Origin of the sequence: Candidatus Clostridium helianthi (genome assembly GCF_045310795.1) — a bacterium.
GTDB classification, from domain to species: Bacteria; Bacillota; Clostridia; order Clostridiales; family Clostridiaceae; genus Clostridium; species Clostridium helianthi.
Map to the genome: position 1 here is coordinate 83148 of NZ_JBJIAB010000021.1, position 13076 is coordinate 96223.

Genomic DNA, 13076 nt, shown 5'->3' on the forward strand with positions numbered 1-13076 from the left:
AAAGTGAATGATGGATTTAAGGAAAATATAGATATGATGCCAAGCTTAACATTTGAGCCTTTTGAGGAGGAAGTTCCTGTTGCTAAGGTAGAAGAAAGTAAGCAAAAAGAAATTTTTGATGAAAGCTATCTAACAGAAGAAGAAAAGAAGATGGTCAATGAATTTGTAGATAAAATAGATGTAAATAATACAAATTCAATTCTTCAATATGGAGTAGGAGCTCAAAAGAAGATTGCAGATTTTTCCGAGACAGCCTTAAATAATGTTAAAACAAAAGATTTAGGCGAAGTAGGAGAGATGCTAACAAATGTAGTATGTGAGCTTAAAAATTTTGAATCTGTTGAAGAAAAAAAGGGATTTTTAGGCATTTTTAAGAAATCAGCAGAGAAGATTACGCAAATGAAAGCAAAGTATGAAAAGGTTGAAGGTAATATAAATAAGATTTGTAGTGCTCTAGAAAATCATCAAATACAGCTTTTGAAAGATATTGCTATGCTTGACAAAATGTATGAAATAAATAAAGTATATTTTAAAGAACTTTCCATGTATATCTTAGCAGGGAAGAAGAAACTTTCAAAATTAGAAAAGGAAGAGCTACCTAAGTTAGCAGAAAGAGCTAGAATAAGTGGGCTTCCAGAAGATGCTCAGGCGACAAATGATTTTGTAGCTCTTTGCAATCGCTTTGACAAAAAGATACATGATTTAGAATTAACTAGAATGATTTCACTCCAAATGGCACCTCAAATTCGTCTTGTTCAAAATAATGATTCATTAATGTCAGAAAAAATACAATCTACACTTGTGAATACTATTCCACTATGGAAGAGTCAAATTGTATTAGCTCTTGGAGTAGCTCATTCAAACAATGCGGCTAAGGTTCAAAATGAAGTTACAAATATGACCAATGAGCTGTTACGTAAGAATGCAGAAACACTAAAGATGTCAACAATTGAGACAGCTAAAGAATCTGAGCGTGGAATTGTTGATATTGATACTCTAAAGAATACAAATGAATCATTGATATCAACTCTTGATGAAGTTTTACGAATACAAAGTGAAGGAAGAGAAAAACGTAAAGCTGCTGAAGCCGAATTACAAGAAATTGAAGGTAAATTGAAAGATAGGCTTCTGCAAATGAGACAAAGATAAAAAAATAATAATGTTTTCCGTTTTAATTATTTTAAGGTAAAACTTTTTTGTATCTTTCACAGTGAGTATTAATTTTAGTTTTTTTAATTACAAATTATCATATATAAATGATATAATTAAAGAAGTTATATATGGTAACGATAATAGATGTAAGTATTTAATAAAAGTATAGGCATAAATAGAATAATATGTTTATTTAACATATACATAAGCTATAATTATGAATACGATATAAAACATAGGATCAATGCTGTGATAACTACAAAAAAGTGAAAGGATATATTTTGCAAGATAATGCTACAATTACAAGATCTTAAGTAAGGGGGAGAGATATTATGAACAATAACATATTACTAGAATCGGGTACTGGGGAATTAGAAATAATAGAATTTATCGCAAATGGAAATCATTATGCAATTAATGTTGTAAAAGTTAAAGAGGTAATAGAAATGCCTTCAAACTTAACTAAATTGCCAGATCCTAAGCCAGAGATAGCTGGCCTCATACTATGCAGAGATGAAATACTTACTTTGATTGATTTAAAATACATATTAACAAAAAGATCGGCAGGAAATCTTGGCTCTAAAGTTATAGTTTGTGAGTTTAATAAAATAAAGGTTTCGTTTAATATTGATGATATAGTTGGAGTTCATCGTATAAGATGGGATGAAATAAGAAAACCTGATGATTTATCAGAAAACTCATTAGCTGTCGGAAATATACTTTTAAATGGAAAAGTATTAATTATGCTTGATTTTGAAAAAATAGTTACAGATATTTGTCCAAGTGTTGGAATAAGTGAAGATAGACTTATACAAGTAGATTATAAGGATAGATCGTCTATAAAATTAGTTATGGCTGATGATTCTGCTTTAATTAGAAGGTTACTAAAAGATACTCTTACAAAAGCAGGATTTAAGAATTTAAGAATTTTTGATGATGGTAAACAAGCATTAGATTTCTTTGAAGAATTAGCAAGAAATAAAGGTGAAAACTTTATTAAAGAAGCTCAATTACTTATTACAGATATAGAAATGCCTCAGATGGATGGGCTCACATTGACAAGAAAAATAAAAGAAAATGAAACATTAAAAAGACTTCCAGTTGTAATATTCTCATCATTAATTACAGAAGAACTAAGACATAAGGGAGAATCTGTAGGAGCAAATGCACAGCTAAGTAAGCCAGAAGTAAGTGATCTGGTTGATACAATAGACAAACTATTAAGTGTTTAGAAAATGCATATTTAAAGTGTTTATCATTATGCCAAACACAACTAGAATAAGTAAATTTTAGATCTGCTAAAATTAATCTAATAGGATAGTTAAAGGTATGGGTGAAAAATTCATGCCTTTTTATTTTATAGGAATTTATATGAATTCAAACTTGTAGATAAAATATGGAAAAGACTGATTAAGAAGGAGAAATTTTATAAAGATAATAAAATAGGCAGTATATCCACCTGTGAAATTTTTCTCACATGCGCTTAAAAAGGCATATGAGTAGGAAAATCTTTGGCCCTATAGTCAACTGATATTTTGTTATTTAACATAAATATATGATTAATTGAAGAGAAATATTATATGACAATTGATTATTATATGGAAAATATTGTATAATATGTAATGTACAATTGCTAATAACATGTTATATTATTCAAGAGATTTTATATTTTACAAAGAGCTTTTAAAGGGGGAATAATGTATATAACAGCTTTATAATACTTATATAAAAATTTCTTGTATGTGCAAAAATTTAATATTGATAGAATCTTATATAAGGGGGTTTTTATGGAAGAAAAACAAAATAGATCTAATAAAATCACTAAAGAGATGATAGCCTTTTTTTATTGTCTGAGCATTGTATTTTTAATTTCTATTATTAGTAGTATAGGTGCGTATGCTGAAACTAAAAATGAAAAACAAAAGTCACCTGAAACATATGCATTAATATTACAAGAAAGAGGAGGAGTTCAGGAACAAATTAATGGATCTGACATTGGTTTGAAAACTGATTCAGGTATCACATTTGATAATAAATTGTTACAGGATTCTATAAATAAACTAAGTTGTTCTGATGATAGTAAAGTGGTTCAATCTGGAAATGCTACTTTAGTCTTAGTAAATAATAATTATGTAATATCAAAAGAAGTTTATGGAAACAAAGTAAAAAAAGATATATTATACAAAAGTATAGTAAAAGCGATTCAAAATGGAGACACAACATTGAATTTAGAGGCTGCTAACTGTTACGAAAGTTCAGAGCCTAGATTTAAAATAAACTCCCCAGTAGTTGTTAGCGCTAGGGATACACTTAATAGGTATCTAGCCTCTAAAATTACCTATAATTTTGGAGGATTAACACAATATTTAGATAGTTCAATAATAAAGGATTGGATTAGCGTTGATAGTAATTTTAATGTAACAATTGATGAAAATATGGTTAGAAACTATGTTGATAATATAGCAAATACTTATGCATCATCACTTGGTACAAGCATAAAGGTTAGCGGTGGAGATAATGGTAATAACCATAGTTGGATGATTAATGCTTCTGAGGAAACAAAAGCTCTGATAGATAATATAAAGAGCGGACAAACTATAAGTAAATATCCAATATATACTCAAACCTCTACATCCAGTTATTTTAGTAATGTTGGTGATACTTTTGTTGAAGTTGATAAAGGTAAACAACATTTATGGTTCTATAAAGATGGATATCTTGTTGTAGAAGGTGACCTAGTTACAGGTAATGAAAGTACTGGGCATGGAACACCAACAGGCGTGTTTTACCTAAATTCGAAGCAAAGAGATTCAGTATTAAGAGGTGAAGATTATGCAGCACCAGTTAGCTTTTGGATGCCTTTTATTAAGAATGATATTGGCCTTCATGATGCTAGTTGGAGAGATGAATTTGGAGGAGAAATATATAAGACTGATGGTTCACATGGATGTGTAAACCTACCATATTATGTAGCTAAGGCAATATTTGATAATATTAGCCCAGGCTGCCCTGTTATTGTTCATGAGTAATATTAGAGATATTTCTAATCAGCACACGAGAGTAAAAAGCTCTATTAAATTATAATTAATACAAAGGAAAGTTTTGATCTTTTTAGGTCAGAACTTTCCTTTTTTTATAAATAATAATAAACATTTTATAATTAAGAAATTGAATTTAAAATGTTCTAAATGCAATTATAATTACATAATTATTAAAATATAAAACTTCAATAAAAGTTACTTAATATATTTTTTGTACAAGCTATAATTTTAGGATTTAAAAATAAAAATTGTAAGGTTGAATGATGTCAGGTGGGATAAGTATGATAAAACAAATATTACAATACATAAAATATCCAAAAAGAATAATGATGATTATTTGTGCCCTGGTAGCTATATATTCAATAGTTTCTATACATTTTATCAATCATTTTTATTTTGGTTCAACAATTAATAGAGTTGACGTTTCAGGTAAAACAGCGCAAGAGGCAGAAGAAGAAATATTATCTAAAATGGGCACATATTCAGTGGAATTAGAAGAACGTTATGGTGCAAAGGAAGAAATAAAAGGAGCGGATATTAACTTAAGATATGATTTAGGAGACAAAATTAAAGAACTGAAAAGTAAGCAGATTCCATTTGCTTGGATTTTATCTTTTTTAGGAGAGAAGAATTATACAATTACGGATTCTGTATCATATAACGAAGATTTATTAAAGAAAAGCTTTAATAATCTTTCGTGTATAACAGGAAGCAGTGTAGTGGCACCTAAAAATCCTGAATTAGAATATAAAGATGATGGATATATAATTAACAAAGAGATATATGGAAATAAGATTAATAAAGATGCTTTGTATGAACACTTAATAAAGGCAATTGTCAATGGGGAGAAGAAAATTAATTTAGAATCAATTAATTGCTATGAGAATCCTAAGTATATATCAACATCTAAGGAAGTTTTAGACGCTAAAAATATACTCGATAAATATGCATCATCAAAAATTACATATTCCTTCGGCGAAGATAATGAAGTTATTGATGGATCAATAATACACAATTGGCTTAAAGTAAATCAAGATTATTCTGTTGCAATTGATGAAAAAAAAGTCTATGAGTATATGAAAAAAATTGCTAATACGTATAATACTTCAGGAAAAACAAGAGATTTCAAAACATCTTTAGGAACAATAACAAAAGTTAGTGGAGGAAATTACGGATGGCTAATTGATACTTCACAGGAAACAAAAGAGTTGATTAAAGATATTGAGAAAGGAGAAAATATAGCAAAAGAGCCTATATATAAGCAAGTTGCTTTATCTCATGATAGTAATGACATAGGGAATACTTATGTGGAAATTAATATGAATATTCAACACTTATGGTATTACAAAAATGGAATACTTGTAATAGAAGGTGATGTTGTTACAGGTAATGCAAGCAGAGGTTCTCCGACTCCAACTGGAGTTTATCAATTAAATTATAAGCAAAAGGATGCTACCTTGAAAGGTGAAAATTATAGTAGTCCTGTTTCTTTCTGGATGCCTTTTTATGGGAATGTTGGTATACATGATGCAAGTTGGAGATCAGAGTTTGGTGGAAACATATATAAAGCGAATGGCTCCCATGGATGTGTTAATGCACCATATTACCTAGCAAAGGTTCTATTTAATAATATTGAAGAAGGCACTCCGATAGTTTGCTATTAGTGGTGGTTCTAAATGGTTAAATTTATATAAAGGATGAATCGCAACTATCCTATTTAAGCTAATTTTTTCCTAAGTGGATATAACGGAAAACATTTACAAAGGAAATTTATTGTTATATAATAAATTCATACCGACCAATAAAAAGGAAAAATTAATATCTAAGGTTGGCCTATAATAGAATTTTATTTGGACATGGCCAAGATTATTTAATAACAAAAAAGAGTTTAATTGATTAAATAATTAAATTAAGAAAATTTGCAAATACTTTAACTAAGTAATAGCACTAGAATAAATACATTGTTTAGGAGGAATTAATTATGATAAAAATTAGATTATTTTGTGCAGCAGGAATGTCAACAAGTCTTTTAGTTAATAAAATGAATGATGCAGCCAAGACTAAAGGGATAGAAGTAGATATTGAAGCTTTTCCAGAAAGTCAAATGGATAAAAATCTAGATGGCGTAAATGTTGCGTTGTTAGGACCACAAGTTGGATATACATTAGGAAAGGCAAAGAAAATTTGTGAGCCATTAGGAATTCCAGTAGATGTAATACCTATGGTTGATTATGGAATGATGAATGGTCAAAAAGTATTGGATTTTGCATTGAAGTTAATAGAGAAGAAACAAATGAAAAATAGACCTAAAAATTTATAGAAGATTTTATAAATTCTATTAAATAAGCTTTCAAGTTGTTTTTGAAAGCTTATTTTTTATTTTGTGGTAAATTATATCATTAGAAAATCTGCAGATATTATTCATTGTGTAAGTATAAAATATGAAAATAGTTGATTTAGAAAGCTAGGTTTTAATAGAGAATTAAAAATAAAAAACACATTGTATCCGTACAATTTACTTTTTTTATTATATATGATATTTTAATTAATATTAAAATACAAAAGAAAGGAAGGTGATGCATTCTATGAATGAGAAATTCGTTTATGCTCCGGGTCCAACAAGTGTTAGAGAAAATGTAAGGCTAGAAAGAGCTAGGATAACTACTAATCCAGATGTAGACGAAGAATTTGTGGAATTCTATAAAAATACTTGTGATAAAATAGGGAAAATAATTGAGACAAAAAATCCGGTATATATACTAAGTGGGGAAGGTATTTTAGGATTAGAAGCGGCATGTGCATCTCTTACTGAACCAGGTGATAGAGTACTTGTCTTAGACAATGGAATTTATGGGAGAGGTTTTAAGGACTTTGTTGAAATGTACGGAGGAGAAGGGGTATATTTTTCGTGCGATTATAACAAAGCTATAGATGAAAGTAAATTAAATGAATTTTTAAATGTGGATCATGATTTTAAGTATGCAACAATAGTTCATTGCGATACGCCAACAGGAGTTTTAAATGATTTATCTAAGATATGCCAATTATTAAATGAGTATGGAATTTTAACTGTTGTTGATTCTGTTTCTGCAATGGGTGGAGAAGAAATAAGGGTTGATGACTGGAAAATTGATATAGCATTAGGTGGATCTCAGAAAGCATTTTCAGCTCCAGCTGGATTAACTATGGTAAGCATCAGCGAAAAGGCTAAAGAAGCAATGAAAAATAGAAAGACTCCAGTAATAGGGTTTTACTGCAATCTTAATATCTGGGAAAATTATTACACAAATAAGTGGTTTCCATACACAATGCCGATAAGTGATATCATGGGGTTGGATAAAGCGGTTGATAATATTTTGGATGAAGGAATTCAAAATGTGCTTAAAAGACATGAAAAAATAGCATATGCGACTAGGAAGGCTGTTAGTGAATTTGGGCTTGAATTATTTTTAGAAGATGGTTATTCAAATACAGTAACAGCGGTCAAAATACCGGAAAACATAGGCGCTCAGAGGCTTAAGAATCATATGTTGAGTAAATACAATACTTTGATTATAACATCACTAAATCCATATGAAGATATAATTTTAAGAATAGGACACATGGGGGAGAATGCAAAAGTTGATAAGATTCTTTATGCATTAAATATAATTGAGAATGGACTAAAAGATCTAGGATTTGAAAGTAATGGTGAATTAGTGAATTCATTTATTAGACACTTAAATAGTTAAATAGTTAGTTATTAAATTAAGCAAAGGTGGGGCAAGGAATGGAAATAAACAGAAGAAAAAGTAAATTTAAAACAAAAGACATGGTAGAAACAGCACTATTAACAGCACTAGTATTTGTTGCAACAGCATTTATAAATATTAGATTGCCGATATTAGCTACTGGCGGATTAGTTCATTTAGGAACTGTAATGTTATTTGTTACAGCAATTGTGTTTGGAAAAGAGAAGGGTGCTATAGCTGCTGCTGTAGGAATGGCAATATTTGATTTATCATCAGGATGGGCACTTTGGGCTCCATTTACGTTCGTAGTAAGAGGAATTATGGGATACATGGTTGGTGCCATATCGTGGAGTAAAAATGAAGAAGGTAATAGTATTGTACTTAATCTTTTAGCAATTATCTTATCAGGTATTTGGATGATAGCAGGATACTACATTACTGAAGGAATACTTTATGGAAACTGGGTAGCACCAGTTGCATCAATACCTGGAAATGTGACTCAGATTATTATTGGATTATTGCTTGGATTACCTATTGCTAAAGTACTTAGAAGATATAAAAAGTATATTTAAATATATAAAAATGATGCTTTGAAGTGATTTATACTACTTTAAAGCATCATTTTTTTGCATTTAATAAAGCTTATAATAAAATATGACACTTTATGAAACTTTATTTCGTAAATAATGATATTGACGAAATAAATATATCATATTATGATTATATTAAATTGATACTGTATTTAGGAGGATATTGAGAATGAGTAATAACGATTTAAAGAAAAATAGTGCTAAGGAAGCCATGAAATATATAAAAGATGGAATGATAGTAGGTCTAGGCGGAGGGAGGAGCATAGCTTATTTAATAGAATTTATAAAACAGGATAAAAATATTAACGTAAAGATAGTTACTCCATCAGTGAAAACAAAGATGCTTTGTATAGAAAAAGGTTTAGAAGTTTTACACACAAGTTCTGTGGATAAAGTGGACGTTGCTTTTGATGGCTGTGATCAAGTTGATGAAAAATTAAATGCATTGAAAAGTGGTGGAGGAATTCATACTAAGGAAAAGTTAATTGCTAGTATGGCGGAAGAATATATTCTCCTTGTTGATGAAGCAAAAGTTGAAAAAGAGTTAACATTTAATGTTCCAGTAGTACTTGAAGTTTTAGAGGATTCTTTGAAGTATGTTGAAAAAAAAGTACTAGAATTAGATGGGAAACCAGTGATTAGAAGTAGCGATATAAAAGATGGATTCACTATAAGTGATAATGGCAACCTATTAGTAGATGTATTCTTTAATAATGTAAAAGATATTCATAAACTAAATGATAATCTAATAAAAATCTGTGGAGTTATAGAAACATCGCTATTTACTAATGTAATTACAAAAGTAATTATTGCCAGTGAAGAAGGTATTAGAGAAATTTCACAAAAATAATTTAATTAAGAATAAAATTTAAAATTAAAACGTATGAGGTGAAGGATATGAATAAAATAAATTGGGCAATACTAGGGCTGGGAACAATTGCAGCAGATTTTGCAAAGGCTATAAATGAAGTGGATGGGAAGATATATGCGGTAGGTTCAAGAAATATTGAAAAGGCAAGGGATTTTGCTAATAAATATAACATAGAAAAAGCTTATGGAGATTATGATGAGATGCTAAAAGATGATAATATAGATGTCGTTTATATAGCGACGCCTCACTGTAATCATTACGAATATATAATTAAGAGTCTTAATAATAATAAAAACGTATTTTGTGAAAAAGCAATTACTGTAAATGGAAAGCAATTGAAAGAAATAGTTGATTTAGCAAATGAGAAAAAATTAATAGTGGCAGAAGCAATGACTATTTATCATATGCCGTTATATAAAAAGTTACGTAAAATTGTTGATGATGGCAAGCTTGGAAAGATTAAAATGATTCAAGTTAACTTTGGAAGCCTTAAAGAGTATGATGTGACAAATAGATTTTTTAGCCCAGATTTAGCAGGAGGTGCGCTTCTTGATATAGGAACATATGCATTGTCATTTACAAGGTACTTTCTCTCTAGTCAGCCAGAGGAAATTTTAACTACAGTTAAGAAATTCGAAACTGGAGTAGATGAGCAGTCAGGTATAATTCTTAAAAATTCTGATGATGAAATGGCAGTTATATCATTAACTATGAGAGCAAAACAGCCAAAGAGAGGAATTGTATGTGGAGAATTAGGATATATAACTGTTGAAAATTTTCCAAGAGCAGATAAAGCAACAATTACATATCCTGATGGAAGTGTAGAAATTATTGAAGAAGGCCATGGTTCAAAAGCATTAGAATATGAAATTGAATGCGTAAATAGTATGGTAATGAGTAAAACAGGTAATGATACTTTAAGATTGTCTGTTGATGTTATGGATATAATGGATGAGGTAAGAAAACAATGGAATTTAAGCTATACTTTTGAGTAACAAGTTTTATAAATTAATTACTTGGATACGATGATTAAGGGAGTAATTATTAAAGTGAGAGAGATAGAAAAGAGTGTTCTAGATAAAATTCTTTGCATTTATAAAAGTTTACATGAAGCAGAAAAAAAGATTGCTGATTATATAATTAATAATAAAGAAAAAGTCATTGAAATGACTGTTTCTGAGTTAGCATTAGAAAGTAGTGTTAGTGAAGCTACAATAGTTAGGTTCTGTAAAAAATGTGATTTAAAAGGTTTCTATGATTTGAAAATTAAAATAGCTAAAGAAATGGTTAATTTAAAAAGTAGTAATATATCAAATGAATTAGATTCCAATAATATAATGCAATCACTTCAAAATATATTAGCAAATAAAATTGAAGAATTAAAACAAACAATTTCAATGATGAATGAAGGTAATATAAAAAGAATATTAGAAGCAATTAAAGGAGCGAGAATTGTTCAATTTGCAGCGGTTGGTAATACAATACCTGTAGCAATGGATGGAGCATATAAGTTTAATCAGTTGGGAATATCATCTGTTACTAATACCATATGGGAAACACAACTTGCATTTTCATATACTTTAACTAAAGAAGATGTAGTTATAGTAATATCTAATTCAGGAGCTTCAAAAGAGCTTGTAGCTTTACTTGAAATTGCTAATGAAAGACAGGCAACAACTATTTCTATAACTAATCATGAGAATTCTCCTGTTGCCAACAAAAGCAAATATCATATAAATACTTCAACAAGAGAGAAATTATTTCTAGATGAGTTTAGCTTTTCTAGAGTATCGGCTATGGTTGTTATAGAAATCTTATATTTACTTTTAACAAGGGATAAAGAAGATGCATATAATTGGATTAGTCAGCACGAACAATCTATTGCAGAAGGAAAGATATAAGGAGAAATTACAATAGAGTGATATAATAGATATTTTATTTAAAATTTTAAATAGATATTAGATTTGAAGAAGGAAGGGTATAAAGATGAAGAATATAGATATTGGGAATAGTGGAATCAAAGCTTCTGAAATTGGGCTTGGATGCATGCGAATGGCATCAGTTGAAAAGAACGATGCGGAAAAGATCATTAAGACGTCGTTGGAAGAAGGAATTAATTTCTTTGATCATGCTGATATATACGGGGGAGGAAAATCAGAAGAAGTTTTTGCAGATGCAATTAAAATGAACTCTTCCATAAGAGAAAAAATGATCATTCAGACTAAGTGTTCTATAGTACCAGGAATAATGTATGATTTTTCAAAAGAACATATCTTAAATTCAGTAGATGCTAGTTTAAAGAGATTAAAAACAGATTATGTAGATACATTACTCCTACACCGTCCAGATACGCTTATGGAACCTGAAGAAGTTGCAGAAGCTTTTTCTAAATTACACGAAAACGGGAAAGTAAAATATTTTGGAGTGAGTAACCATACTCCAATGCAAATAGAATTACTTAACAAATATTTGAATAACAAAATAATCATAAATCAATTGCAATTTAGTATAATGCATACAGGAATGATAGATGCAGGATTAAATATGAATATCAAAAATGATGCTTCTATAGATAGAGATGGGGGAGTATTAGAATATTGCCGTCTTAAAGATATAACTATTCAAGCATGGTCTCCTTATCAATATGGATTCTTTGAAGGCGTATTCTTAGATAATGATAAATTCCCAGAATTAAATAAGAAGATTAATGCAATAGCAGAAAAGTACGCAGTAACTAATACTGCAATTGCAACTGCATGGATATTAAGGCATCCAGCAAAGATACAAACAATAGTTGGATCTATGAATGCTGAACGAATAAAAGAAATATGCAAAGCATCAAATATCACATTGACTAGACAAGAATGGTATGAAATATATCTAGCAGCAGGAAACAAATTACCATAAGTTAAAATTGATATCTGGCTTGGAGTGGAACTAAGTTTTACTTTAAGCCAGTTATTTTATGTGAGAAGATTAAGCCATTGGGCAAATAAATTAATAGTGAGTCTAAGAAAATTTATAAAGTGTAAAAAGCTAATATGATTAAGAAATATGAAGAATCTAGATATAATATATTGGATAACTATGCCAGGTGTATCTCTAGTAGGATATTGTAGTATTATATATATAAAGAGAGAATTTGAAATATAAAAGCTGCAAATTGTAGATGATTGAGTATATGTAGATAAATATTAATGGTAAGATAAAACACGTCGCTAAGAGCGGTAAACAATTTGAAAGAAATATTAAAGAACTTTTAAATAAAGGAATTTGAAATTTTAAAAAAATTGTTGACAAGTTAAAAATCAAGTGATAAAATAAAAAAAGTCGCTTGAGGGTGACGAAAAATAATATAAAATTATAACGAAAGTTGTAAGAAAGAAAATTGGTCTTTGAAAATTGAACAGAATAAGATAAATACATTTAAGTAAACCAGCAATTTTTATTTGAGTAAGCTAAGATTAAACTTTTTATTGAGAGTTTGATCCTGGCTCAGGACGAACGCTGGCGGCGTGCTTAACACATGCAAGTCGAGCGATGAAGCTCCTTCGGGAGTGGATTAGCGGCGGACGGGTGAGTAACACGTGGGTAACCTGCCTCATAGAGGGGAATAGCCTTTCGAAAGGAAGATTAATACCGCATAAGATTGTAGTGCCGCATGGCATAGCAATTAAAGGAGTAATCCGCT

General features: G+C 29.6%; 11 protein-coding genes and 1 rRNA gene. All 12 read left to right on the forward strand.

The window, feature by feature from the left end:
• The first annotated feature begins 3 nt into the window (after positions 1-3).
• Complete coding sequence (locus ACJDTP_RS16265) at positions 4-1149, forward strand: toxic anion resistance protein (RefSeq protein ID WP_078116065.1); 1146 nt, start codon at positions 4-6, stop codon at positions 1147-1149.
• 335 nt (positions 1150-1484) lie between these two features.
• Entirely contained in the window at positions 1485-2384 is a 900-nt protein-coding gene (locus ACJDTP_RS16270; protein WP_078116066.1) for a chemotaxis protein, read from the forward strand.
• Positions 2385-2939: 555 nt separating this feature from the next.
• Entirely contained in the window at positions 2940-4181 is a 1242-nt protein-coding gene (locus ACJDTP_RS16275) for a L,D-transpeptidase family protein (protein ID WP_406761828.1), read from the forward strand.
• A gap of 293 nt (positions 4182-4474) precedes the next feature.
• Entirely contained in the window at positions 4475-5857 is a 1383-nt protein-coding gene (locus ACJDTP_RS16280; protein WP_406761829.1) for a L,D-transpeptidase family protein, read from the forward strand.
• Between the two features lie 317 nt (positions 5858-6174).
• Positions 6175-6513 carry a PTS sugar transporter subunit IIB gene (locus ACJDTP_RS16285; protein WP_406761830.1) on the forward strand — a complete coding sequence of 113 codons (339 nt, stop codon included), beginning with the start codon at positions 6175-6177 and terminating at the stop codon, positions 6511-6513.
• 265 nt (positions 6514-6778) lie between these two features.
• Entirely contained in the window at positions 6779-7924 is a 1146-nt protein-coding gene (locus tag ACJDTP_RS16290) for a pyridoxal-phosphate-dependent aminotransferase family protein (RefSeq protein ID WP_078116068.1), read from the forward strand.
• A gap of 38 nt (positions 7925-7962) precedes the next feature.
• Positions 7963-8496, forward strand: coding sequence for an ECF transporter S component (locus ACJDTP_RS16295; RefSeq protein WP_078116069.1), 534 nt, complete (start codon positions 7963-7965; stop codon positions 8494-8496).
• A 187-nt stretch (positions 8497-8683) separates the two neighbouring features.
• A complete protein-coding gene (gene rpiA / locus ACJDTP_RS16300; RefSeq protein WP_406761831.1) occupies positions 8684-9364 on the forward strand; it encodes a ribose 5-phosphate isomerase A in 681 nt (226 codons plus the stop codon).
• Positions 9365-9411: 47 nt separating this feature from the next.
• A complete protein-coding gene (locus ACJDTP_RS16305; RefSeq protein ID WP_406761832.1) occupies positions 9412-10380 on the forward strand; it encodes a Gfo/Idh/MocA family protein in 969 nt (322 codons plus the stop codon).
• 30 nt (positions 10381-10410) lie between these two features.
• Positions 10411-11286 (forward strand): MurR/RpiR family transcriptional regulator, encoded by an 876-nt coding sequence (locus tag ACJDTP_RS16310; RefSeq protein WP_041894307.1) that lies wholly within the window; start codon positions 10411-10413, stop codon positions 11284-11286.
• A gap of 85 nt (positions 11287-11371) precedes the next feature.
• On the forward strand, positions 11372-12292 hold the full coding sequence (locus ACJDTP_RS16315) for an aldo/keto reductase (RefSeq protein WP_077840937.1): 921 nt from the start codon (positions 11372-11374) through the stop codon (positions 12290-12292).
• A 565-nt stretch (positions 12293-12857) separates the two neighbouring features.
• Positions 12858-13076, forward strand: a 16S ribosomal RNA gene (locus ACJDTP_RS16320); the annotation flags it as partial.